General features: G+C 70.2%; 14 protein-coding genes. 5 read left to right on the forward strand and 9 right to left on the reverse strand.

The genetic code is table 11. From position 1 onward, the window contains the following. Nucleotides 1–108 precede the first annotated feature (108 nt). From pglX to WME85_RS19655, 3 genes are read right to left on the reverse strand one after another with little or no spacing between them, the layout of a single operon-like run. Complete coding sequence (gene pglX / locus WME85_RS19645; protein WP_437840177.1) at nt 109–3,765, reverse strand: BREX-2 system adenine-specific DNA-methyltransferase PglX; 3,657 nt, start codon at nt 3,763–3,765, stop codon at nt 109–111. Between the two features lie 9 nt (nt 3,766–3,774). Then, nucleotides 3,775–8,187, reverse strand: a complete 4,413-nt coding sequence (locus WME85_RS19650) for a protein kinase domain-containing protein (protein WP_437840178.1) — start codon at nt 8,185–8,187, stop codon at nt 3,775–3,777. Nucleotides 8,188–8,196: 9 nt separating this feature from the next. Continuing rightward, complete coding sequence (locus WME85_RS19655) at nt 8,197–8,925, reverse strand: hypothetical protein (protein WP_437840180.1); 729 nt, start codon at nt 8,923–8,925, stop codon at nt 8,197–8,199. A 176-nt stretch (nt 8,926–9,101) separates the two neighbouring features. Here WME85_RS19655 and WME85_RS19660 point away from each other — a divergent pair. Together WME85_RS19660 and WME85_RS19665 are read left to right on the forward strand one after the other, a co-directional pair. Continuing rightward, nucleotides 9,102–10,270, forward strand: a protein-coding gene (locus tag WME85_RS19660) for an IS3 family transposase (protein WP_437840182.1) whose coding sequence is annotated in 2 segments (ribosomal slippage) — nt 9,102–9,357 and nt 9,357–10,270 — 1,170 coding nt in all. Because the reading frame shifts where the segments join, the coding sequence is not laid out codon by codon here. Between the two features lie 255 nt (nt 10,271–10,525). After that, a complete protein-coding gene (locus tag WME85_RS19665; protein ID WP_437840183.1) occupies nt 10,526–12,256 on the forward strand; it encodes an IS1634 family transposase in 1,731 nt (576 codons plus the stop codon). Between the two features lie 63 nt (nt 12,257–12,319). On the opposite strand, the gene WME85_RS19670 is transcribed toward WME85_RS19665, so the two are convergent. Continuing rightward, nucleotides 12,320–14,227 (reverse strand): M6 family metalloprotease domain-containing protein, encoded by a 1,908-nt coding sequence (locus tag WME85_RS19670; RefSeq protein ID WP_437840184.1) that lies wholly within the window; start codon nt 14,225–14,227, stop codon nt 12,320–12,322. Between the two features lie 287 nt (nt 14,228–14,514). Here WME85_RS19670 and WME85_RS19675 point away from each other — a divergent pair, with 287 nt between their 5' ends. Together WME85_RS19675 and WME85_RS19680 are read left to right on the forward strand one after the other, a co-directional pair. Next, nucleotides 14,515–16,089, forward strand: coding sequence for a sigma 54-interacting transcriptional regulator (locus tag WME85_RS19675; protein WP_437840185.1), 1,575 nt, complete (start codon nt 14,515–14,517; stop codon nt 16,087–16,089). Nucleotides 16,090–16,093: 4 nt separating this feature from the next. After that, nucleotides 16,094–19,570 (forward strand): protein kinase domain-containing protein, encoded by a 3,477-nt coding sequence (locus WME85_RS19680; protein WP_437840186.1) that lies wholly within the window; start codon nt 16,094–16,096, stop codon nt 19,568–19,570. 21 nt (nt 19,571–19,591) lie between these two features. Here WME85_RS19680 and WME85_RS19685 read toward each other — a convergent pair whose 3' ends face one another. The 4 genes from WME85_RS19685 to WME85_RS19700 form a co-directional block, all read right to left on the reverse strand. Then, on the reverse strand, nt 19,592–20,488 hold the full coding sequence (locus WME85_RS19685) for a hypothetical protein (RefSeq protein ID WP_437840188.1): 897 nt from the start codon (nt 20,486–20,488) through the stop codon (nt 19,592–19,594). 533 nt (nt 20,489–21,021) lie between these two features. Further along, nucleotides 21,022–21,207 (reverse strand): type II toxin-antitoxin system VapC family toxin, encoded by a 186-nt coding sequence (locus tag WME85_RS19690; RefSeq protein ID WP_437840190.1) that lies wholly within the window; start codon nt 21,205–21,207, stop codon nt 21,022–21,024. 198 nt (nt 21,208–21,405) lie between these two features. After that, nucleotides 21,406–21,642 carry a type II toxin-antitoxin system Phd/YefM family antitoxin gene (locus WME85_RS19695; RefSeq protein ID WP_437840192.1) on the reverse strand — a complete coding sequence of 79 codons (237 nt, stop codon included), beginning with the start codon at nt 21,640–21,642 and terminating at the stop codon, nt 21,406–21,408. A gap of 297 nt (nt 21,643–21,939) precedes the next feature. Beyond that, nucleotides 21,940–22,806: a phosphotransferase family protein gene (locus WME85_RS19700; protein ID WP_437840194.1), complete on the reverse strand. Its 867-nt coding sequence runs from the start codon at nt 22,804–22,806 to the stop codon at nt 21,940–21,942. Between the two features lie 655 nt (nt 22,807–23,461). On the opposite strand from WME85_RS19700, the gene WME85_RS19705 reads away from it, so the two are divergent. Continuing rightward, nucleotides 23,462–24,421 (forward strand): hypothetical protein, encoded by a 960-nt coding sequence (locus WME85_RS19705; RefSeq protein ID WP_437840195.1) that lies wholly within the window; start codon nt 23,462–23,464, stop codon nt 24,419–24,421. Nucleotides 24,422–24,671: 250 nt separating this feature from the next. Here WME85_RS19705 and WME85_RS19710 read toward each other — a convergent pair whose 3' ends face one another. Next, nucleotides 24,672–25,514: a PfkB family carbohydrate kinase gene (locus WME85_RS19710; RefSeq protein ID WP_437840197.1), complete on the reverse strand. Its 843-nt coding sequence runs from the start codon at nt 25,512–25,514 to the stop codon at nt 24,672–24,674. Nucleotides 25,515–25,587: the final 73 nt, after the last annotated feature.

Genomic DNA, 25,587 nt, shown 5'->3' on the forward strand with positions numbered 1-25,587 from the left:
CAGGCGCGCACGATCCTCGATCTACCGCGGTGTTCCTTGCTCTCCCCGGGCGTCCGCGACGGACGGTTAGCCGGGGCGCTCCGATGGCTGCACCCGCGAACACGCACTTCATCCATCCTCGGCCCCCTCCTCGGTCATCATGGGCTCCGCCTTCTTCGCCCTTCCTCCTGCCTTGCCGCGTTTCTTCGCCGCCGGTCGCCACGCCCGCAAGTCGTCGCGAGTCAGCCCCAGGCCCCGACACTCCCCGTCGAGGTAGCCCTCGAAGAACTCCCCGAGCCGCATGCCGCCGTACTCGTCGCTCGGCTCGTTGTGCCACTGCTTGATCCACGGAAGCAGTTCGAGCAGGCCCGCGAGCATCGGGGTGAGGCGGTCGGCTCCCCACGCCTCCTCTGTCTTGCGCTTCTGGTAGAGGGCGGCGAGAGCTTGGGCTTGCTGGAGGTGGTTCCAGCCGGTCCAGCCGTAGACGGGCTCGCCGTCCTGGTCGCTCTCGCAGCCGGGGTAGGAGATGAAGGGCTCCTTGGAAAGGTCCACCTTGCCGCGGAGCTGCCAGAAGCGGAGATCCGCGTAGTCGGTGGGATCGTAGCGGGGAGGCGGCACGATTTCGGTAGGCGTGCCGAGGGCGTCTTCTCTGCGCTGCTCGCTCCAGCACTGCTCCCATAGAGTCCGTTTCTCCATTCCCCGCGCATTGAAGCGATAAAGAGCCAGGAAAGGCACGGACTGATCGTGAAGAAATTTCTCGAGGGTGATGGCCGCCTGCTCACGAATAACGTCGAGCAGAGGCTCCACTGGCCTTGCTGCGGCGACGAATTCGGATCGACGGATTACGGCTGCGGGAGAGTGGTCCTTGATGTGGCGCTCAAGCTCTTCGACGGCCACGAATTGTACAAGTACCGCGAGGCGGTCTTCGAATGTTTCGACTCGACCAGCGGACTCACGAAGCGTGATAAGCCAACGGCGCTTATAGCTTGGCGCCTCGATGCATTGGAGTATCTGAGAGGTAGCGATTGCTTCGAGTCGAAGCTCCCAGAGCCGACGGACGGACTCGGGCCAGTCGGTTGGAAAGGTGCTGCTGAGGTCCTGTCCGTCAATACCGACAGTCTGCCCTCCTCGTGCTGCGAGGACCTCGAATGGTCTCGTACCGAGAGGGCAGCGTTGCCAGCTGTGTTCGTCCGGAGAAACGTCACAGAGGAGATCCGCAGCGCATAGACCAAATGCGCAATAAACAGTCCAATCGAGCTCTTCCTGGAGCCATACCATGTGCTCTAATAGGCGAAGATCGCGTCCGCGTAGTGTGGCGACGACGTCCTTGATAGACCCGGTTCGACTGAGGCCGTTACGCAGCTCCCCGGCCATCCTCAAGATGCTGACCCGCTCGCCAGCAAGCTTCGTGATCGTGGAGGCGAGTAGTATAAGTCGAGATGAGAGATCGGTACGGTTACCTCCTTGAAGCAAGGGGAGCTCGGCGAGCTGGGTGCCAGTAAACTCGAACGCGATGCGTGCGGGCTCATCCTGAGTTGAGCGGTTGTATGCGGACGCACCCTTATTGTGAGAGACCTGCTTCATCCAAAAACATGCTGTCGAGCTATTGAGGTAAGCTAACAGCATAAGATGATCGTTTTCTGTGGCCGCGTCGGGGAGCTTAATGATCGGCGCTGATTGTTTGAATGCTTTTCCGCCGCGGTCGAGGACGAAATGATTGTGTGAGGCGACGAAGGCGAACGCGATTTTGAGCGGCGCACGATAGCGTTCGCGCTGAAATCTGCTCCACTCCCACCACGTTAAACCAAGCTCTCTGTGGTTCCCATTTGGCTCTCTGCGAAGCCAGAGCTGTGTCCGGTATGGCCACAAGAAGCGAAGCACTGCAGTGTCCTTGGTTGGTAATAGTGACTCGTCGTAGGGGAATAGGGCAGTATTCGCGTGGTCGATCGACCAGTCGCGAACAACGTCGCCTTCAACGTTTTCGATGATGTACTCGTCGCGAATGCCTGCGCGATGCAGTGCTTTCCGAGGTACAAAGTATACGTCGTCGGCCCGTGTCATGCATACGAACCCAATGGCTTCGACCGCATTCTGAAGTCGAGCCATCGCCCTCTCTTCAAGGAGTGCCTTCACCTCGGCCGCTCCACCTCCACCAAGGCTCCACGGGTGTTTCTCAAGGCTGGTTCGTGCAACGGTAGCAACCGAGATGTAGTCGTTCTCGAATCCGACCTCGCTCCAGTGCTCAGCGATGCTTCTCCAGACGACTCCATGTTCCCCGTTCTCCGGCGTTGTTGGCTCGCCACGTTTGCCGAGGACGGTCAAGATGTCGGATCCCCGCGCCTCCTCCGCCGCCCCGAAGAGGAGAACGGTCGGCGTCCCATGCCAAGGGATGTACGCTCCCTCCGTGTTCACGACAAGATCGAGATTCACGGTGGGCAGATACTGCTCGATAAGCTTCTTGCCGAACTCGCGCTTCATGAACGAGTTCGCCGTGATCATCCCGATTCGCCCTCCTTCGCGTGCGAGTTGAAAGAAGCGCTCCGTGAACACGGCACCAAGGGAGTACTCCCGGAATGCAGAACAATAATATTCTCGGTAACGATCCCTGAGTACCTTGTCCTTTACCGTGATATATGGAGGGTTTCCAACCACCGCCGCATACCGTCGATAAAGCACGTCTCGCGCCGCAGCCTCGTCCTCCAACGCATAGGCCTGGCCCTCCCACGCCGCCGGCGACTGCCCCTCCAGCTCCAGAAAGCTCGCCTGCGCAAGCTGCGCGTTGTGAAGCAGCGAGTCCGCCACGACCAGATGAAGCGGCAGCGCCGGCGCGTCCGCGAGCCGGTTGAATCCCGCCTTTTCGAGGTAAGCCAGCGTCAGCCGAAATCGGGCGATGGCCACCGCATAGGAGTTGATGTCCACCCCATAGACGGCATCGAGCGCCTTTCGCGCTGCCTCGCGCTGCCCGAGCGCCGGCTCCTTGCGCAGCCGGTGATCGTACAGCCTGGCGAACGCTCCGAGCAGGAAGTGACCGCTCCCGCAGGTCGGATCGATCACCGTCGTGTCGTCGAGCCCAAACCGTTCGATCGCTCGCTCCAGCGTCCTATCCAGGATGAACGATTGGACGAAGTGCGGTGTCTGGAGCAGCGCATAGCGCTGCTTCACCGCTTCGTTCAGGTCCTGGTACAGGTTCCCTAGAAAGTTGGTATCTGCCTGGCCGAACCGGAACGCCGGAGCCTCCGCCTTAGGCAGCCGAAACATCGCAAGGAGCGCCTTCGCCGCCTCGGCCGACGGCGTGAGCAGCCACACCGGGTTATGCTTCGTGTCGAACAGGTCCCGCGCCGCCGGAAATCGGCTCAGCTCGCGAAACACCGTGAGCAGATACTCGCGTTCCGCGAGCGAGGGCGCCAGATCGAAGAACTGCCGCTGGCTGTCCGCAGCCCCTGGCCCCGCCAGCCGCGCCTGCGAAATCAGCCCTCGATCCTCGAGCACCCGCACGAACACGCACGAGAGGAACCACGCCGCCGCCACCTGGTCGACGATGTTCATCTGCCAGACGGGGAACGGATCCGCCGTCCGCCGCTGCTCCTGCTCCACCTTGTGCCGCGCTTCGAGCGCCGCCGTCACCGCCGGCGATGCCTTTGCCCGCGCCAGCAGATCCTCCGCGAGCCGCAGCAGCACCGGCCTGGCGGTCTCGACAAGCCTCTTGCTGTCGAGCGGCGCGCGTGGATCGCTCTGCCCTTCGAGCTCCGCGGTTCCTTTTTGCGTATTCTTGCGTCGAGCGACCATGATTCGCACTCAGGCAGCGGCGTTGTGTTTGTTGGCGAGCCAGTGGGGAGAGACCCACAGCCCATCTGACGGTAACACGCCGCGGATCGGAAGCTCCTGGTTGATGAGCGGGAGCCCGCCGGCGTCATGCGCGGGCACCACGAGGAAGATCGCTGCGGCATCGCGCCGCTTGGAGGTTTCGATCACCTTCGCCAGGAAGCTCGTGAGCCGGTAGCGCGCGAGCAGCCCGGGCGATGTCAGCACCAGCGGCCGCTCCGGCGGCAACAGCTTCGCGGCGACGTCGTCTGCGGCGAGCTCGGCCAGGCGGAGCAGGTTGGGCCAGTCGGGACCGGCGGGCCCCAACCGGTCGGTCTCGTGCACCAGATCCGCATCCACCCCGAGCTTCTCGATCTGGCGCTTCATCGCAGCGATGAGCTCGGCATCGAAGGAGACCGCCGCCGTGCCCGCGCGGCGCGCCAGTGCGAGCGCCGCCTCGCGCGCGAAATCGGCTCGGACGCCGAGCACTCGGAGCAGGCGGCGGTCGAGAGCGTGGGCGATCTTCTCATCAAAGGAGCGCGCGTCGATCGCCTCTGGATCCATCGCGCGCGGCTCGCCGGTCGAGGCGGTGGACAAGCGAGGGATCTGCGGGCCCGTGGTGACGAGGCTTGTGGGCTGGCCCTCGCCGAGGCGCTGGTAGCGGCCGCTAGTCGGGTTCCACACGAGGTCGTGGGGCTGGAGCAGAGCGTCGAGCGCCGGCGGATCGGGCAGCGGCGCCGCGTCGGGGTAGCGCGCACCGACGCGCTTCTGGATCTCGTCCGGCGTCAGGCCGGAGGCGAGCACCGCCGCGCTGAGCGCGAGGGCACGTTCCGCGGGGAGGCCGCGCGGGTAGATCTCGAGGCGCGTCGAGCGGGCGGCGCTACGGCTCGCTGCAGCGGCGAGATCGACGAGGCGCTCGACGGCCAGCGCGGCGAGAGGAGTGCCGCGCACCACCTCGGTGAAGCGCCGCGCGGCCTCGCCGGGAGAGGCGAGGATCGCGCGGCCGGCGAGCTCGTCGGCCACGTGGCCGAGCGCCTCGACCACGGGCTTGTGGTCCTCATTGGTGAAGGCCCACACTGACCCTCCGGTGAGGCGCATGACGCGCAGGCGCCCAGGCTGACCGTGCTCCACCTCATCGATCACGTGAAAGAGCGCCGCCGCACGGGCGCGCCGCAGCGCCTCGGGCGCGCCGCGATCGTGTGCGAGCCGAGAAAGGAGCGCTTCCGCGGCGCGGTCCAGCGGGAGGGCGCCGCCGCCCTCGTCGAGCAGCGCGTGGGCGAGATCGCGGAGCTCGGCGATCGCCCCGTGCTTTGCCCACGCGGTGCGCGCCTCGCCGAGCCGCTGGTAGACGTTCGCCGTGCTGACACGATGGTGCGCGGCGACCTCGCGTACCGTGACGTCGAGGCGAGCGGTGAAGGGATCCGCAAGGCCGTAAAGCGAGACCAGGTACGCCGTGCGCTTCTTCGACGCCGGAAGCAAGGCGGCGAGCCAAGCCTCGAGCGTCTGCGGGCATGTGCGATCGCCGGCGGCGCGGCTCTCTCGCCCGAGCAGCTCCGACAGCACGGACGGCTCGAAGCCGCTCCGCCTGGCGATCGCCGTCACCTGGACGGCGGGAGCCTCTGCGACCGCGAGCAGGCTGTGGAGCCCTGCATCGCCGAGGGCGAGGACGAGCGCGGTATCGAGCTTCGTGGTCGTGAGGAGGACATCGTCGCCCCGGTATCCACCCGAGAAGAAAGGCGTCGGCGCTACGGGCACCAGAGCGTGGACTGCCTTCCAGCGCTCCCGCAGTCCGAGGATCTCCTGCGCCACGCGGCGTCCGACGCCGCGCACGGACGAGAGGCGGTTGTCGGGGAGCGCGAGCAGGTCGCCTGCGCAGAGGACGCCGGCGCGGTCGAGCGCGTTTCGCGCGCGGGCGGAGAGCGGCAATGCCTCGGCCGGCGTTTCAGGGCGGATCGCGGCGAGCTGCTCGTCCGTGAGATCAGCTGGATCCCAGGCCGCCGGCGTCTGCTCGGGGGCACGGGTCGCGGCCGAGCCCGGACCGGCCGCGGACGATGGGAGGACGGCGGGGACGAGTGCGGTGGCCAGAGGCGCCTCAAACCCGGCGATCCAGGCACGCCGCATCTCGCGGGCGGAGGCGAAGCGCAGCTCGACGTCGGGCGCGAGTGCTCTATCGAAGAACGCGACGAGCCGATCGCGCACGGCCGGATCGAAGCGCTCGGCGGCGAGCGTCGTCTTCGGCGAAGCGAGGCCTTCCACGGTCAAGTCGTCGTCAATGGTCGGCCGTGCTCCCGTGAGCATCTCGTGCAGGGTGACCGCGGCGCTCCAGCGATCGGCCGCCGCATCCCACGCCCCTCGTTGGCGAAGGAAAGGATCGCGATAGACCGCGGTGCCCACGCCGATCTCGGTGATCGGCGCGAGGCCGAGGGAGAAGTCGAAGAGGGTCAGGTGCATCGCGCCCTTGCCCGGCGAGCCCACCCCGACGTTGGCGGGCTTGATGTCGCGGTGGACGATCTTCTTCTCCTCCAGCTCTTCGAGCGCGGAGAGCAGGTCTTCGCCGAAACGGCTGGCATAGTCGAGCGAGACGCTGCCCTCGCGGGCGAGGAAGCGCTGGAGCGTCTGCTCGCCGGCGAGCGTGAGGAGGAGGCAAGTGCGATCGGCGATCGATCGCTGCTCGACCACGCGCACGATGCGAGGGTGGTCGAGCGTGCGGAGCAGCTTGACCTCTTCGACGAGACGCTCGTCGTGCTCGGGCGCCATGCTGACCTTGAGCGCGTAGGCGCGCCGATCCACGGCGCGCTCGACCTGGAGCACGCGCGAGGTCGCGCCGCGGCCGAGGATCGATTTGACGGTGAGATCGCCGCCGAGCTCGTCGTCTTTTCGCGCGTCGAGCGGATCGATCTCGGGCGCCGCGGGGACGGGCTCCGGTCGGGTGATCTGATCGAGGAGCAGCTCGATCCACTCGCCGGCGTCGTCCGCGCGTGCGGGCACGGCGCGCTCGGTGGCCATGACGATCACGTCGGCGAGCGGGCCCGCCATCGCGTCGTCGACGGCGCGCGGATCGAGGTGGTGATCGCGGGCGAGGCGGGCATCAAGCTCGAGGACGCTCGGCGCCGGAGGCCGCCCCGTGAAGACGAGGTATGCTAGCGCGCCCAAGCTGAAGATGTCCGAGACTGGCGTCGGCCCGCCGGCCTCTTCACGCAGCTCGGGCGCTTGGTAGACGGCCCAGGGATCGGAGGCGAGCGCCGACCAGTGGACGGTGCTGCGGACCTGCTGCCCGGCCCCGAGCTGGAAATTGAAGAGCCGTGACTCGAGCACACCCTCCGAGTCGCGGCGCACCAGCACCGCGTGAGGACCTAGCGCCCCGTGGCGGACGTCCTTCTTGTGGCAGTAGTCGACTGCTCGGGCGACCTGCTCGACGAGCGTGATGCGTTCGTGGAACGGGAGGTCGGGGTTCTGTCGTAGGAACGCGTCGAGCGGGACGCCGCCCTCGAACGCATCGAAGAGCACGGTGGGGCCGAGCGGCGCGTCCGCGACGTACTCAACGAAGGTGAGCACGTTGGGGTGCTCGCGGACGCCGTAGAGGAGCTGCACCTCACGATCGGCGGCGCGACGGAGGAGCTGGCGGCGCGCCACGGTGGTCTGCTGTGGGACGAGGTAGACACGCGCCCGCCGGGTCAACCTCGGTGTGTCGCGGTGCGTGGCGATGCGATCCTGGTAGCCCGAGGGCGCCGCTGGCCCGTCCGCGCTGCCGCTGGGCTGGAAGATCCCGTCGTCGACGAGCGGACCGAGCTCGTAGGCCCCTGCATAGAGCTTGCCTTTGCGCTTGCGCACGCCGATCGCGGCAAGCGCCTGGGCGATGTCGGCCGCGAGCACGGAGTCGATCCGGTCCGCGCGAAGGCTCGCCGGCGCACCCGGAAACTCATGCTTCGTGAGCGCAGCAAGGAGTTCTCCTCGCCCGACCACGGCGGACCGCCCGTCGCCTTCGAGTCGAAGCTCGACGTTCGGATTGCTGAGGAAGATGAGGGGCTCGACGTGGGGGACCCGATCGGGGTCCTTCATCTTCGAGCGCAGGCGGCTCTTCAGGATATTCTTCTTGAGCTTGGCGAGCTGGAGCGGTGGCTCCATCCAACGGCGAGGCGCATCCGGAGGCGTGTGGTACCAGTCGACCTGATCGCCCTCGTACCTACCGGGTCCGCTCAGGATCTCGACGATGTAGAGCGCCGAGTAGCCGAGAACGAGCATACCGAGCTCGTAGAGACGGCCGGTGGTCGGCTCGAGCAGCTCGACCAGGCCCCAGAGGCGATAGGGGTCGCTATTCGGTAGCTCGGCGATCGCGAACTGGACCGCCTCCACGTCGGACGCGTAGGGGGACTCCCCCACCATGTCGATGCGAGACGTTGCGAGCATCTGGCTTCGTCACCTCGCCGCCGCGCCACGCGCCCACACGACATCCTCGGCTGCGGCATCCTGCGACATGATGAGGCGGCGGCCCGCACGCACCGCCGGGTTGCCACTTGCTGGCGCTACGAGCCCGGTGGGCTTCGTGGCGTTGAGCAGTGCGGCCCCGAGGGCGGCGAGCTGCCGATGTGCCGGAGGTGTTGCGACGCAGACGACCTGGGCCGCCCAGTCGAGGTCCTTGCCTGCCGCGAACGAGGTGACGACGGCGGCGACAGCGCTCGGCCCTACGACGAGCAGCTTGTCGGTGGGAGCGATCGCGCCTGCGTCGACGGCGGCGAGCTTCAGATCCCAGGAAGATGCGGCAGCGAGCAGCGTCTCGTGAGCGCTATTGGGCGGGGTCTCGGCGACGACCTTGCGCCACAGCTCGTCGGCGACGACGGGATCGAGCGCCGTCCACTCGGCGCCGAACGCCTCATCCTCCGCCGCAGAGCGCAGCGCGAACACGTTGCGAGCGCCGAAGGCCGCGGGCCAATGCGCGTCGGCATCGCGAAGGAGGAGGTCCAGCCTGTCCGCGGTCGTAAGATTTCCGCGGAACGCCGCCCAGCGAGCGTCAGCTTCGCTACCGAACCGGCGGGTCGTGGGGGAACGCCGCTCAACGAAGCGGAGCGCGCGAAGCGCCGCGGCGTAGTACCGGGTGCGGTCGGACTCATCAGGCGGCGAGGTGATTGCTTGAACCGGGCTGCTCATCGAGGGCTCCGCTCCGTTCCGCGGACGCAGGGTCTGATGGTCCCGCGGGCCGGATGCGACGGGTTCGGAGAGTAGCCGCCCGGACGACGGAGGTGAAGGGCGGTCGAGCATCTTCACCGCGTCCCCTGGTCCTGCCCCGCTTCCGTAGACACCCCCGGAGGCACCAGGAGCCAGGGATGGGACGGAGAAAGAGGAGGGCGTTCACGCCCGAGCTCAAGGCGGAGGCGGTACGGCTGGCGAAGGCGGGCGACCGGAGCATCGGCCAGGTGGCGAAGGACCTCGACCTGACCGAGACGGCGCTGCGCGACTGGATCAAGCACGCGGACGCCGACGCGGGCCACGGCCCGCCGGGGGCGCTGACGACGCCGGAGCGTGAGGAACTGCAGCGGCTGCGCCGCGACGTGAAGCGGCTGGAGATGGAGCGCGAGATCCTAAAAAAAGCGGCGGCCTTCTTCGCGAAGGAAAACGAGTGAGGTTCGAGTTCATCGACGCGGAGAAGGCGCACTATCCGGTGCTGGTGCTCTGCGCGGTGCTGCAGGTCTCGCGCAGCGGCTACTACGCGTGGGCCAAGCGCTCGGAGTCCGCACGAGCCAAGGCAGACGCACAGCTCAGCGCCCAGATCCAGGTCGCGCACCGCAAGAGCCGTGGCAGATACGGCAGCCCGCGCATCCACGCAGAACTGCGTGCTCGCGGCATACGTGTCGGTAGGAAGCGGGTTGCACGGCTGATGCGCGCGGAGCGGCTCGCGGCGCGCAGGAAGCGGCGCTTCCGTCGCACCACCGACTCGCGGCACAAGGGCCCGATCGCCCCGAATGTGATCGAGCGGCAGTTCGACGCTCAAGCGCCCAACCAAGTCTGGGTTACGGACGTGACGTACATCCCCACCGGCGAGGGCTGGCTGTACCTGGCCGTGATCCTGGACCTGTTCTCGCGACGCGTGGTCGGCTGGGCCGCGAGCGCGATCAACGATCGCGCACTGGCGCTCGGCGCGCTGGCGCTCGCGTTGGCCGCACGCCGACCCGCGCCGGGGCTGGTGCACCACTCGGACCGTGGTAGCCCCTACGCCAGCGACGACTACCGCATGATGCTCGGAGCGCATGGGCTCATCCCGAGCATGAGCCGCGCCGGCGACTGCTACGACAACGCCGTGGCGGAGAGCTTCTTCGCGACGCTGAAGCTGGAACTGGTCGAGCACGAGCGCTACCCGACGCGAGCGGCCGCCATCGCCTCGATCGGAGACTACATCGAGAACTTCTACAACCTGAAACGACGGCGCTCACGGCTCGCCTACATGAACCCGATCGAGTTCGAATTGAAGACCTACGTGACCGCGCTCGCGGCATAGTGAGACTGTCCGCGCAAGCGGGGGAGGACCACATCTCCGCTCTCCCGACCACGCTTCCCGTTCCCGACCACATCCGCCGCCCCGCGCCGCGCACCACGCTGCCAGCGACCACCGCCTCGATAAGCAACCTGGGCGCACCCCTCTAGCCCTACTTTCGCGAAGCCGACAGGGGTTGGCTGTGTAGACGCACGGCGCGCACCGAAAATCGTGCACGTCTCCTGGATGCGGCGACCTGTCGTCGCTACATGAACGAAAATGCACATCTTCGAGCGGGAGGTGGACGGTCGCCGCTACCGGATCGCGGCGCAGTCGGTGTGGGACGCGGCAGCGGGTCGCTCGGTCGCGAGGCAGGTTGTCCTCGGGCCGGCGGACCCGCCGCCGACGGTCGACCTCGGGCGAACTCGGACGGTCGGGACGAGGGCGCTGGGGGACGTCGGCGCGCTCGTTTGGGTTGCTGAGCAGCTCGACCTCGTGAGGCTGATCAACGAGGCGTGCGGTGACTACGGCTCGAAGAACGGGCCGTCGGTGGGCGAGATGGCTGTCGCCGTCGCGCTTCAGCGCGCATGCGCGCCAGGCCCGAAGTGTGACCTGGGGGACTTCCTCGACGGCGCATTGCCGCGGGTCTCGTGCCTGCCCGGGTCAGCATTCACGGGGCAGGCGTTTCACCGCATCGCGCAGCAGGTCACCGATCAGGAGCTGGAGGCCGCCCAGGTGGCGATCGCTCGGGCGGCGATCGGTCGGTTCGCTCTGTCAGCCGACGTGCTGGCGTTCGATACGACCAACTTCGACACGCACATCGCGACAACGACCCCCGGCGAGCTGGCGCGTCGCGGCCATGCCAAGAGCAAACGAAGCGACCTGCGGGTGGTAGGACTCGGCCTGCTCGTGAGCGAGACCGGGCACGTGCCGCTCTTGTACCGCGCCTTCGGCGGCAACAGCTCGGATCAGGCCGTGCTCGAGGAATGCTTGCAAGGGCTGAGCGAGCTGCACAGCGCGCTCGACGCCGGGGAGCAGCGAACCAGCCCCGGTCATCGGACACTCGTACGCGACGGTGGCTTCTGGAGCCCTCAGCTGGAGCTTCATCTGGAAGTCACCGGCTACTACAGCCTCATCTCGTTGCCCCTGGGACACAGCGCGGCCGAATGGGCGCTGCAGCAAGCTGCGCAGAAAGGCGCGATGCGGCACCTGACCGGACAGTACGAGGACGTACGCGCTGCCCGCGTGCGGACCCAGGTCGGCGATCTTGACCGCACGCTCGTCGTCATTGAGAGCCTCACGCTGCTCGAGGGGCAGAAGCGCGGCATCGAAGCGCGGCTGACCAAGGCCAAGGAGGAACTGGGCAGGCTTGAGGCACTGGTGGAGGCCGGCCGCATTCGACGCGCGTCCCTCGAGCAGCGCGTACGCAAGGCGCTCGCGCGCGAGCACTTGGCCAGCTTCGTCTTGGTCGAGATCGACGGTCAGGAGCAGGCCCCGACACTGAGCTGGCGGGTCGACGCCGCTCGCCGGCGAGAGCTCGAGGCAACGCGCCTGGGCAAGCGTGTGCTCTGCACCGACCACCACACCTGGAGCACCGAACGCATCGTCCATGCCTTTCGCGGCCAGTGGAACGTCGAAGAGCTCTTCCGTCGCTCGAAGAAAGGAGGCGTTGTGCCCTGGGGTCCCTCCCATCAGTGGGCCGACGGCTCGCTGCGGCTTCACACCTTCGCGACGGTGCTCGGGCTGATGCTCGTCAGCCTGGCACGCATCGCCCTTGGCACCGACGCCTCCGCCCGCGCCATGATGGACAGCCTCGGCGACATCCGCGCCACGCTGGTCCGGACCGCAACTGGCGCCCAGGGACGGCGCCCCACGATCCCGCTCGCGCCCGAACTGAATGCAGAACAGCGGCGCGCTGCGCGCATCTTCGAGCTCGACCGCTGGCTTCCGGGTCTTTCTTCATCTAGACGCCGACAGAACGCAGCGCCAGGAAAGCAAGTGCCTTCCTAAACGTCAGGACCGCGCGTTGCGAAAGTAGGGCTAGATCGCTTCAGGAACAGCAGGCCCCCCGGCTCACTCGCACTCCCCCACGCTCCACATCCCCGGCGCCTCCACGTGGAGCGTCACGACCTCGTTCTTGTCGACCCCCAGCCCCTCCAGCCCCCCCGTGGTGCGGTATCCCAGGAACATCTGCTCGTCCCCGAAGTCCACGACCTGCTTCTGCACCCGCCCGTGGATCTCATGCTCCGCGATCGACGCCGTGATCGCGTTGCACCCGAACGGCCCGTAGCTCACGTGAGCCAGCATGATCGGCCCGGCTTCATTGAACCCCGTCAGCGACAGCCCCGTGAACTGCCCATCCCCGTCGTCGCTGCTCGGATCCGTGAACGGCGTGAACGTCCTTCCCCCCTCCTCGTTGTAGAGGTTCTCCACCGAGCTCGTCGAGCTCGGGTTGCTCGCCATGAACGCGACCTTCCCTTTGCCCGCCGACCTCGCCTCGTCGACGCGGAACACCCCCACACCGCCAGAGACCTCCCCGAAGTCGAGCCACTTCTGCAGCCCGCGGTCGTACCCTTCGTTCTGCCGGTTCTCGACCAGGAAGTACTGGTCCGGATCCGACGTCTCGATCTTGTAGATCGTCGGATCCACGCTCTGCCCGAAGAGCTCCGCGCCCGCCGACTGGACCACCGGAATATCCTGCGCCGGCGCTCCCGGATGGATCACGATCGGCGCCAGGAACCCGGCCCGGACCCGGCTCCACGCGCCCATCGCCACCGGCGTGGAGCCAGCCGGCGAGCCGCTCGTCGTCCCCCAGCTCCCGCTCGCCATCACGCACCACGCCCCGAGCGGGGTCGGCCCCTTGTACAGATCCGGCAGCCCGATCGCCGAGTGCCCGAGCTCGTGGACGATGACCCCCACGGTGGCCGGCATCGTGGTGGCCACGCCGCGGATCTTGTGGACCTGCCGCTCGCCGATCGCGGCATAGCTGCTCAAGACCTTCCCATCGAGGGTGATCGGCTCCTTGAGCCCCGTCGCGTGGGCCCACACGGACGGCGTCTTGCCGCTGTTCGACGTCTCGTACCCGGCCACGACGAAGAGCACGTTGAGCTCGTCTCCCCGGACCTTGCCGTCGCCGTTCGCGTCGAACGACGCGAAGTTGACGAACGGATTCGCCGCCGCCAGCGCCTCCTTCAGGTACGGCTGGAGCAGGCCAAAGTCCTTCTTGCTGTTGGGGTGCGCGAACGGCAGCTTGATCCGGACGATGCCGTCGTTCGCCGTGCCCTGCGTCTCCCGCGCGCGGGTGAACGAGAACTTCCCGCGCGACATCTCCGCATAGTAGTGGTTCACCGAGCCCTCGAGGCTCCCGTACAGGGTCTGCTTCCAGTACGCGATGTCGGTCTCGAAGTTGCCAGTGAACGCGTTCGGGGCGGTGATCCCGCCCCCCTGGGTGAACTCCAGGAGGATGGTGAGCAGCGGCCGCCGGATCCCGCTGATCGGGGTCGTCCCCGCCGCGAGCGGGAGCGGGCTCGGGGCGCGCGCTGTCGCCGCCTCCCAGAGGGCGTCGATCTCCTCGTCGTCGATGCGCGGCAGCAGCGCCGGATCCACGCGGCCGCCCAGCTCGCGGAGATCGCGAATCAGGATCCCCGAGGGGACGAGCGCGGGGGCGCCGCTCGCGTCCCTTCCGAGCTCGGCGACCTCGTAGTCGTCCGTGAGATCGTTGAGCACGGCGATGGTGCCGTCCGCCATCCGGAGGTAGTCGAAGTGCTCGTCGCCGATCACCTCGGCGCGGAAGGTCGCGCCGGTCGGGTCGAGCGGGATCGCGCGCAGGCCCGGCTCGGCGCTCACCGCCGCCGCCGGGCGGCTCATGGAGACGGCGCTCGCCAGCGCGGCGAGGGCGACGAGCCCGAGCCTCGTCCCGCGCCGCGCTCCGAAGATCCCGCTGTGCTCCATCTTGCCTGCGCCGCTGTCACGAGATGTCATGTCCGCATCCTCCTCGATCCGCGTTTCGTCGCGTTCGAGAGGGCCCATCGCAACCCGTGTGCCGCCCCCGGCACGGCGCGGATCGACGCGTTTTCAGGCCGCTTCCCGCGTCTCCCGCGAGCGCTGAGCCCCTCGCCGACACGCCGCCGGGACACCTGTAACGCGCGCATGACGGCCGCTGTCGCGGTAGCATGACAGTCCGCTCCAGCAGGGTCCCACACGCGCGCCGGTCCACGCTCCCATGGCCGCGCCGGTTCCGGGTTGACGCGGACCCCCCCAGGGTCACCATGGCGCTCATGGGCGAGGATCCCGGGGCGACCTTCACGCTCACGAGCTTCGATCAGGGTCGCTCCCTGCGGCTCCCCGCGCTCTCCGCGACGGTCACGCTCCCGGACCGGCGCGCGCTCACCGCGCCGCTCGAGCTGCGCCCCCTCGTCATCGGGGCGGGCGCCGACTGCGATCTGGTCCTCACCGATCCCCGCGCCTCGCGCAGGCACTGCGAGGTCCGGATGACCGAGCGCGGCGTGCTCCTGCGCGACCTGGGCAGCAAGAACGGCACGCTGGTCCGCGACGTCCGCATCCTCGAGGCCTTCCTCCCGCCGGGCGTGCCCGCCACGGTCGGCGGCTCCGAGCTCGTCGTCGGCGCTGCGGGCCCGCCGTCGGTCCTGCCGCTCTCCGCCGCGGATGCGTTCGGCGACGCGGTGGGCCGGAGCCTGACCATGCGCGTCCTCTTCGCCAAGCTGGAGCGCGCGGCCCCGACGGACGAGACGCTGCTCCTGCTCGGCGAGTCCGGCACCGGCAAGGAGGTCCTGGCGCGGGCGATCCACGCCCGGAGCCGCCGCAAGGACGGCCCCTTCGTGGTCGTGGACTGCGGCGCCGTCGCGCCGAGCCTGGTGGAGAGCGAGCTCTTCGGCCACGCCAGGGGTGCGTTCACGGGCGCCGCGGCGGCGCGGCCGGGGCTGCTCGAGCAGGCGAGCGGGGGCACGCTCTTCATCGACGAGATCGGCGAGCTCCCGCTCGATCTCCAGCCGAAGCTCCTCCGCGCGATCGAGGGGCGGCAGATCCGGCGGCTCGGCTCGAACGAGTGGGTCCCCTTCGACGCGCGGATCGTGGCGGCCACGCACCGGAACCTGCGCGCGAAGGCCCAGGACGGCTCGTTCCGGGCCGATCTCTACTTCCGGCTCTCGGTGGTGGAGGTCCACGTCCCCGCGCTCCGGGAGCGCAAGGACGACATCCCGCTCCTGGTCGAGCGGTTCCTGGCCGCGCGCGAGCCGCCGCGCGCGCTCGCGGATCTGCCGACGGGCGCGCTCCCGCTGCTGGAGTCCCACGACTGGCCCGGGAACGTGCGCGAGCTCCGCAACACCGTCGCGCGGCTCGTGCTCTTCCCCGAGCTGCTCCACGAGATCGTCAGCGCCGCGCCGCGGGCGCCGCAGGGGATCTCCGGCCCGGAGCCCGCGCGGTCCGCTTCATCCGGCGCGTCGCCATCCGGCGCGTCGCCATCCGGCGCGTCGCCATCCGGCGCGTCGCCATCCGGCGCGTCGCCATCCGGCGCAGCTGCCCCCGGTGCGTCGCCATCCGGCGCGTCGCCATCCGGCGCGTCGCCATCCGGCGCAGCAGCCCCCTCCGCAGCATCGCCCTCCGGAGCACCCCCCGCAGACCCCGGCGATGCCCGCCTCCGCCGGCTCCTCGAGCTGCCGCTGCCCGAGGCGCGGGAGATGGTGCTCGAGGAGCTCGAGCGCGCCTACCTCACCGAGAAGCTCCGCCAGCACGGCGGCAACATCTCGCAGGCGGCCGACGCGATGGGCGTCTCCCGCCAGCTCGTCCACCGCCTGATCCAGCGCTACGGCCTCCGCGCCCGCTGATCCCATGATCTTCCCCGCGGACACCGACGACCCCCGCGCCGCCGCCTCGCCGGGGCCGCGGCGCGGCCGCGACGACGCGACCGTCACCGGCCCGCCCCCGCCCGCGCCCCCCGAGGCCACCCCCGACCTCGGCCTCCTCGACCTCCGCGCGGTCCCCGCCGCCGCCTCGCCGGACCCGCGGCTTGGCCGCGACGACGCGACTGTCACCGGCCCGTCCTCGCCCGCCGCCCCCGAAGCCACCCCCGATCTCGGCCTCGACGAGCCCGGCGATCTCCCTGCGGCCCGCGCGCCCGCCGACCCCTCGCCGATCCCGCCCTCCCTCCACGCCCGCTTCGAGGACTTCCACCTCCTCGGCCGCGGCGGCATGGGCGTCGTCTACCGCGCCTGGGATCTCCGCCTCAACCGCCGCGTCGCGATCAAGCTCGTCTCCTCGGGCGCGCAGGTCGACGGCAGCTTCCTGCGCGAGGCCCGCTCCCAGGCGCGCCTCCGCCACGAGAACGTCTGCGAGGTCCACGAGGCCGGCGTCGCCGATCGCGTGCCGTTCATCGTCATGCGCTACATCGAGGGCCGCTCCCTCCAGGAGGCCCGCGGCGACCTGACCCTCGAGGAGAAGGTCCGCGTCGCCCGGACCATCGCCGCGGCGCTCCACGAGGCGCACCGGCTCGGCCTTGTGCACCGCGACGTCAAGCCGAGCAACATCCTCATCGAGCGAGGCGAGGACGGCGCGCTCCGCCCCTACCTCATGGACTTCGGCATCGCGCGCGACGTCGGCGAGAGCGGGCTCACCCTCACCGGCGGCGCCCTCTTCGGAACCCCCGCGTACATGGCCCCCGAGCAGGCGGCCGGCAGGGTGCGCTCCCTCGACCGGCGGACCGACGTCTACGGCCTGGGCGCGACCCTCCACGCGCTGCTCGCCGGCCGCCCGCCGTTCGTGGGGGGCGCGGTGATGGACGTCCTCCGCCAGGTGCTCGAGGCCGATCCGCCGCCCCTTCGGAGCCTCGACCGCGACATCCCCCAGGACCTCGAGGCCGTGGTGCTGCGCTGCCTCGAGAAAGAGCCCGGCGCCCGCTACGAGTCGGCCCGGGCGCTCGGCGAGGACCTGCAGCGCTTCCTCGACGGCGACCCCGTGCTCGCGCGCCGCGCCTCCCTCGCGCGCCGCCTCGCCCGGCAGGCGCGGCGGCACCGGGCCGCGGTCCTCGGCGCGGCCGCGCTCGTCCTCGCGGCGCTCGTCGTCGCCGGCCTCTTCGTCCGGAGCCGGCGCGCCGCCGCGGAGCAGGCCGCCCTCGCCCGCGAGCTCGGCCAGACCGTCGGCGAGACCGTCAAGGAGATGGAGCTCTTCCTCCGCGGCGCCCACGGGATGCCCCTCCACGACGTCGAGCGCGAGCGCGACGTCGTCCGCGCCCGGCTGAAGGCCGTGGAGGCCCGGATGGCGACCGCGGGCGCGCTCGGCCGCGGCCCCGGCGAGTACGCGCTCGGCCGCGGCCTGCTCGCTCTCCAGGAGCCGCGCGCCGCCCTCGAGCACCTCCGCGAGGCCGAGCGCGCCGGCTATCGGTCGCCGGGGCTCGACTACGCCGCCGGCGCGGCGCTCTCCGAGCTCTACCGCCGCGGCCTGGAGGAGGCCCGCCGCGTCCACGACAAGGCGCAGCGCGAGGCCCGGATCGCCGCGCTGGAGGCCGAGTACCGGGCCCCGGCGGCCGCGCACCTGCGCGCGGCGCTCGCCGGCGCCGCCGGCGGGCCCGCGGCGATCGAGGCGCCCGCGTACGTCGAGGGGCTGCTCGCGCTCGCCGAGGGCAGGCACGAGGAGGCGCTGGAGAAGGCCCGCGCCGCGTTCGCCGAGGCGCCCTGGCTCCACGAGGCGAAGAAGCTCGAGGGCGACGTGCTCTTCGCGATGGGGAGCCGCTACCGCCACGACGCCGCCTTCGATTTCGACAGGATGAAGGCCCACTTCGATCGCGCCGCCGAGGCGTACGGGATCGCCGCGGACCATGGCCGCTCCGACCCATCGGTTCATTCCGGCGCGTGCGAGCTCTGGGCGCAGACCATGAACGCCGCCGGAAAGCGCCGCGACCCGATGCGCCCGAGCTTCGAGCGGGCGCGCGAGGCCTGCGGGCGGGCGCTCGCGGCGAGCCCGCGCAGCCCCGAGGCGCGCGTGAAGCTGGCCTGGGTCCACAGCTCCTTCGCCTGGTGGGTCGCGAGCAGGATGCCCCCGGGCGAGGACGCCGGGGCGGTGCTCCGCGAGGCGGCAGCGCGCGCCGAGGAGGCGCTCGCCACGAGCCCGGACGACGCCATGGCGCGGTACGTCCTCGCCTCCGTCTTCCGGGCGCGGGCGTACCATGCGGACCTGACCGGGCGCGAGCAGGGCGAGGCCCTCGAGCGCGCCATCCAGGGTTACGAGGCCGCGCTCCAGCGCGAGCCCGACTTCGCCTGGGCCCTCCACGAGCTCTGCGGCGTCCTCGCCGAGCGCGGCCGCTACGAGTCCCTGCGCGGCCTCGATCCGACGGGCTCCCTGGAGCGCGCCCGGGCCCGCTGCGACAGCGTCCTCGCGCTCGATCCAGGCTTCGCCAGCGCGCGCACCTCCCGGCTGATCACCGGCGTCTACGAGGCCGAGCACCTCGCCCGCGCCGGCCGCTCTCCCGAGGAGGTCGTCCAGCGCACGCACGAGGTGATCGACGCAATGCGTCAAAAAGACCCTTCGTGGACCGGGGCGCCCTATTGGCGGCTCTGGCTGGATCACACGCTGGCGCTGTACGCGCTCGACGCGGGCGCCGATGCCGGCCCGGCGTTCGCGCGCGTGCAGGCGAGCGCGCGGGAAATGGAGCCAGGCGTGGCCGGCTATCCGGAGTCGCTGCGGGCGATGCTGGCGATGCTCGAGGCGCGCGTGCGGATGGCGCGGGGCGAGGACCCGGCGCCCGCGATCCAGGTCGTGCGCGAGACGCTCGATCGCAGCCTGTCCGAGACGCCCTGGGACGTGTGGGACCGCGTGCAGCGCGCCGAGGCGGAGCTCCTCGCGTTCCGGTGGGGCGCGCAGCGGGGCCGTCCGGACGCGGCGCGGCTCGACGCGGCGCTCGTCCCGCTCCGCCCGCTGCTGCTGGGCGAGCCGCTGGCCGATCCGCTGCTGTACGCGGTGCTGGCCGAGATCCACGAGGCCCGCGCCGCGCTTCGGACGGTGGGCCGCCGGCAGGACGGCGCCGACGACATCGCCGAGGGGCTCCGGCACGCGGGCGCGGCGCTCGGGCTGAACCCGCGGCACGACCGGGCGCTCGCGGCGCAGGGCGCGCTCTTTCGCCTGCGCGCCGCGGCGGCGCCCGACGCGGCCGCCCGGAGGCAGGACACGCTGCGGGAGGTGGCGGCCCTCGAGGCGGCGATCCGCGCGAACCCGCTGCGGGCCCGGACGCTGGGCGCGCGCCTCGCCGAGGCGCGGCGGCTCACGGGCGAGGCGCCCGCGCTCACGGGCGAGGCGCCGGCCCCCGCCGCGCCCTGAGCCGCACGGGAGCGCCGGGGCTCACTGGGGCAGGGGAGTCGGAGGCGTCGTGGCAGGGGGCACGCACCACTCGGGGTCGGGGTCCTTCAGCCATGTCATCGTGCACGCCTGGCCGTTGCACTTGTACTGACCGCTTCCCGGCGCGCCCACGCGCACGCACTCCTCGTTGAGCTCAACGATCCCCTTGTAGACGAGGTTGCAAGCCTCCGGCTCGTAGCAGTACCGCTGCTCCAGCGCGGCCTTGGCGTCCACCCCGCACCCCCTCACGAACGAGCGCGTCGGGTAGACATCCACGGCGACGGGGCCGGTGGCGTTCGCGCACCAGACCGCCTCGCCGAACATGAACTCGGCGTGCTCGCCCTTGTCGTCGTTCACGTTCGGGCCCGTGAGCAGGACGTTGACGCCATCGGTCTTGTCGTTGACGAACGCGATCACGCACTCCAGCACATTGTTGAGCACGTTCTCGGGGAGCCCCTGCTTCGTCCAGACCGACGCGCCGCCCACCATGCCTCGCCCCACGTAGGACTTGCCGTTGTGGGTCACGGCGGTGCCGCTCGCGAGGGCGCAGCGGACGGTGTGGTCGAAGACCTCGAGGCCAGAGACCCACTCGCCACCCGCGTCTTCGCCGCCCGCGCCGTCGCCGCTGGGGTCCCCGAGGATCCAGAGGTCGAGGATCACCTGGTTGATGGTGCCGTCGCCGTTGAGCAGCGGGAATCGCAGCGCGCGGGCCACCGGCTCCTTCCAGGTGTCCCACGCGAGCTTCGGGGTGCCGTTGGTGTCCTCCGACCCGGGCTTGCCCGCCATCGCCTCGAGCCCCGGCCCGGCGAGCTCTCCGTCGAGCTGCGACTCCGGCCCGCAAGCCGCTGCGAGGAGCCCGACCGCCATCACCATCCCGAGCCCAAAGACTGAGCGCTTCATTGCGATCTCCTCCTCCGGAGAGGTTCAAGCCGTCGTCCCGGCACGCTTGCCGACCGAGGATGCCGGCGGCGATGCGCGCCGCCCTGCGATCCGGAAAAGATAGCACGCGCCATGCCATGGCCGCGAGCGGCGCGGAACCCGCGGATCGCCCGCGGCCCTCCCGGCGCGGCGGCGCGGCGGTGTAACGGCGGTGCGACAGGTGACCGCGGCGCGGACAGCCGCCGTCACATGGCCATGACAGCGTTCAGGTCAGCGGACCGCCGCTGTCACGCGGCCATGACGGCGCTGCCCGTCGGCGGAGAAGCCGGAGGTGCCGGACCGGGTAGGCCCTGCCCGGCGGCGCGGCACAGCACGGCTTCTGTCGCGACCGCGGCCCGTCGCCGCTTCGGGCAGGCGGCTGCGCTGGCCGCATCGCGCCGCACCTCGGTCGTGCCGCGCGCCATTTCCGGAGTGCCCGAGCCCAACCACGAGCGTATGGGCGGCGGCGTGGGTCTGGCGTGGCGCCGGCGTGAAGGGGAGCTCGTGGGTCAGGATCAGCCGATGCGCTTGATGCCGTATGCGTCAAAGACCACGTCCTGGCTCAGGATGGGTATGTCTTCGACGAGCGCCTGCGCGATCATGAGACGATCGAACGGATCGCGATGATGGAATGGCAAGTCGCTCACGCGCGCGACGTGTCGTAGCCGTATGTCGAGGAGCTCGATGTCGTTCATCGCCATGTGGTGCTTGATGAACGTCTCGACGTCGCCGGGGATGGACAGCTTACCCCGGGCTCACCTTGATGGCGATCTCCCATGGGCTTGCCACGCTCAGCACAAGCTCATTCGTGGGCTCCTCAAGGAAGCTCTTCGCACGGGGGCTGAGCTGCGGGTCGTTCGCGAGGAACCAGAGGAAAGCATGAGTGTCGACGAGCAGCCTCACCGCTCGTATTCCTCGAAGTCGTCGAGAGGCGCGTTGAAATCCGGAGCCATCCAGATCTGGCCGGCGGCCCCGCCAGCTTTGCGCCGCTTCCCGGGCGTCGCGGCGGGCGTCGGTACTGGAACGAGCTGTACCGCAGCCCCTCCATGCACGATCACGACCGCCTCCCCGCCGCGCGCGGCCCCCATCAGCTCGTCGAGGCGAGCCAATGCTTCGTCCAGCGTGACCTGCACCATACCTTCCAGAGCATATCGCGTCGGTGGCCGGCGTGGAACGAGAAACGCGCGGCCCTGCTGGCGCGCGGTGGAGATCGTTCTTGGATCTCAGGGATTCCTGCGTCGTCTCGCGGGCCAAGCGCGCCTGCAACTCCGCGTCGAGGAGACTTTCCTGGTCGCGGCTGCCACGAGCCGGTGTCCAGGCTGCTCGAGACCAGTGGTATGACGGACGCTTCGGAGATCGTTTCAGGAGGTCCGGACCCGGGTGTGCCGCAATGCACTGCGGGCGAGCTTGTAGCCATCGATATCCCTCCCACCTCACCCCTGCTCGCGTCCTCCGCCCGCCGCGCGGGCTCGCCGGAGGATTCTCTCGACGTGTCCCAAGCTCTGGTCCGGGGGCTCTCCGCCGCCCTTGCCCTCGAGCGCATTGCGGTACCAGCGTCCAGCGAGGCAAAGCTCGTACAGGCGTACCGCCGACGCCTCGATGCGCGGCCGTCCCTGCGTGGCGTACGCGTCCAGGAGCCGCGTCAGGCCGTGGTCGATCTGGAACGGCCTCCTCGCCCCGCGCGTGACGATGGCCATGTCGTACGCGGGATCGCCGCGCGTCGCGTACTCCCAGTCGATCACGGCGAACGGCTTCTCCCAGTGGAGCAGGATGTTCTGACCCAGGAGGTCCCCATGGACGAGCGTCGAGGGCTCCTCCTGCGGCAGATGAGCGAGCGCCCACTGCTCCGCCTCGCGGAGCTCGGAGACTCCATGGAGGGCCGAGATCTCCGACAGGGCGTGCGCGCGCCGCGTGGCGTGTCCCCCGAGGTCGGGGATGTCGTCCACGTCGATGGCATGCACCGTCGCGGCGACGCGTGCGATGACCTCCCAGGGCGCCACGCTGGGCTGGCGGCCGGCGCGCAGGTCGAGGGGGAGCCCGTCGAGGTAAGGTCGCACGACGACGTGGACCCCTCCGATGGGGACGATCGCCGTCAAGGTGGGCACGCGGATCGCGCTCGTGCGGGCGGCGATCCGCTCGAGGAGAGCGCCTTCTCGCTGCCAGCTTGCAAGCGTCCGCGAGGCGCTGCCCGTGACCGGCAGAAGGGCCACATGGGCGCCAGAGCGGCCCTCTGGATCGGGCACCAGCTCGACGTGGGCAGCATAGACCTCGCTGGAGAGGCCGTGACCCACCTTGCTCACGCGGTCGACCCGAGCCCTGCCGGAGCTCGCGAAGGCTGCCTCTATGGCCAGCTTCGCGCGGGCCCACCCCGCGCCAGTACCGCGGGCAGCCATCTCAGGCAACCCCTGCGCCGCCGCCTGCGGACCCGACGCGAGGAGCGACGCGCCCACGCGCCGCTTGCATGGCGCCGGGAAGCAGCCGACCGTCCCGAGGACAACCACGGAAGAAGCGGCGCTCGTCCAGGAGCGAGGGCTTGTGGCAACCCGTCGTCATCTGCGCGCCAGCTCATGCCACAAACGATGCCTCGCGTGGAGCCTTCCTGTGCATGACAACGCCGAGCGCACGCCGCTCCGGGCGGGGAACGCATCGAACCGTTCTCCATGCGCTGCTGCATTCCGAACTGTCTTCATGAATTATCAATCCTCTAGCGGGAACATTCCGCGTCCGGAGCAGCAGATTCCTGTCTCTGGATAGGAAAAATCCGTCTGCTCGTCGGAATGTGTTGGGGGCCTTTCGCAAACCATCACGATTCGATGGCTCATCTCCCTGGCTCTGCCGCGCAGGTCGCGTACCCTGCGCCGCGATGCGAGAGGTCGGATGCAACGAAGCATGCCTGTTCGGCAGCGGGCGCACCTCGGACCGGATCTCCCCGGAGCGGACCGAGCGGAGGTGTTTGTGAAAGCCGATGCCCGCGCCAGGCGCCTGCCGCGCCCGGCAGAGCGTCCGCTCGACGACGGCGTGCGCTACGGCCCGGAGACGTGGCGCGAGATCGACGGCGTCGCCTTCTGCCACTGGGATCGATGGCTCCTGCGGCTCGCGCTGGAGGAGCCGCGCGGCCTCGACGCGATCGCGCGGGAGTTCCGCGCGCGCGCAGCCAGTGGAGGCATCCGCGGCGACGCGGCCGAGGCGATGCTCGCGCAGGTGGTCGACCTTCGCGGCCGGATCGAGCGCCTCGCGCGGACTCCGGCGGGTGTCCTCGACGCGGAGGAGCAGGCGAGCGAGTGGCTGCTGAAGAAGGCATGGAAGCGCGTCTGGCACAGCGGTCCAAGCCACCGCACGGACGCGATGCGCAACACGCCTCGGCGACGGCTGGAGGCGCGCGCGCTCCGGGGGCACTGGCCTCGGTTCCCTGTGTCGCCCGCGCGCTTCGAGCCCGCGCTCCGCAGCCTCGCCGGACCCGATGGCTACTACGATCACCGCGCCACGGATCTGCTCGCGAGCTTCGTCGAGAGCCAGATCGACCTCCTCGAGTCGAGCATGGCGTCGGATCTGGAGCGCCTGGCGCTGCACCGGGCAGCGATGACCGCGATCATCGAGATGATGGAGCAGGTCGACGATTCCTTCGCGCGGATGGGCGAGGTGTTCGCGGCGAGCGAGCGCGCCTACCTCGGGCTCGCCCGCGACCACGCCGCGCTCGACGGCCTCCTGCGCGATCTCCTCGAGCTCGCCGTGTGGGAGGACTACGGCCTGCTCCGCGGGGTCGACGGCTTCCTGGGTGCGCTCCAGGAAGAGCACGCGAACCTCGCGCTCCGCGAGCTGGCCGCGATCATCCCGGAGCTGCGGCGAGAGCGCCTGGAGTATCAGCTCGCGCGCGCTCTCGCGCTCCGCCGCGCCGTGCTGGCCCCGTGGGGCTAGAGCGACAAACGGTTTGAAACCACGAGAAAAAGCAGGAATTTCACAGGGAGGCGGGGAGGCGGGGAGCGAGAGACGGCGAGAGGGAGAAATTCATTTTTTTTCTTCCTCCCCGCCGCCCTGTGAAAATTCTCCGGGTTTCAACGGGATAGGGTGTTCTAGTCGTCGAGGACGATGCGGGCTCTCCCGCAGGCCCCCCGGCCATCCACCGCCGCACGAGACAGGCCACCTGGCCCCCTCCAGTCCGAGACAATCACGGCGCGACGAGAGGCGCCTGCGTCTCCAGCGGATCGATCCCGCGCAGCACCGCGGCCCCGTGCGGGCCGGCGCGGCGGCAGGCTTCCTCGACCGAGAGGCCGTGGGCGAGGAAGAACGTGAGCGCGCCCGCGAAGCTGTCGCCCGCGCCGTAGTCGCCGACGACCCTCTCGGGCGCGGGCGGCGCGTCCACCAGCGTCGCGCCCCCGCGCCGGACGACGCGCACCGGGCGCGGCCCGTCGGTGAGCACCAGCGCGCCGGGGAGGGGGTCGTAGGCGTCGATCGGCGCGTTCTCGCGCGGATCCGCGACGCTGCCGATGACCACGTCGGGCGCGACCGCCGCGGCCCGGAGCGCCGCGCCCCTGCGGGCCGTCACCACGAGGCGGCGCGCGGCGCGCGCGAGGCGCAGGCTCTCGGGGTCGGCGCCGGTGAAGTACACGGCGTCGCAGTCGGCGAGCAGCGACCAGGGGAGGGGATCGGTCGCCGCGGGCTGGAGCGGGCTCCCGGTGACGATGATGGTGCGGCGGCCGTCGGCGTCGACGAAGATCACCACGCGCGGGTGCGCCGCGGAGCGCCGCGCCGCGTGGACGTGGACGCGCTCGTTCGCGGCCCGGATGCGCTCCTCGACCGCCCGCGCCGCCTCGTCGCGCCCGAGCGCCGTGAACAGGTGGACCTCGGCGTCGCTCCGGCAGAGCTGCGCGAAGGCGAGGCCGCCGCCCCCGGCGGGCAGGAAGCGCGCGTCCTGGAGGTGAACGATGTCGCCCGGCCCGGGGACGCCCTCGGTGCGCCCGAGCGTGACGTGCTCCACGTGGCCCACAACGGCGATTCGCGGCGTTGCCATGCGGCTCGGCATAGCACGGCGCCCGCGCAGCTCCGGGTCGAGAGCTCACGGACCCGTCGCCCGGAGCTCCCTC

The organism is Sorangium sp. So ce1153 (assembly GCF_051521595.1).
In the GTDB taxonomy this organism is placed as follows: Bacteria; Myxococcota_A; Polyangia; order Polyangiales; family Polyangiaceae; genus Sorangium.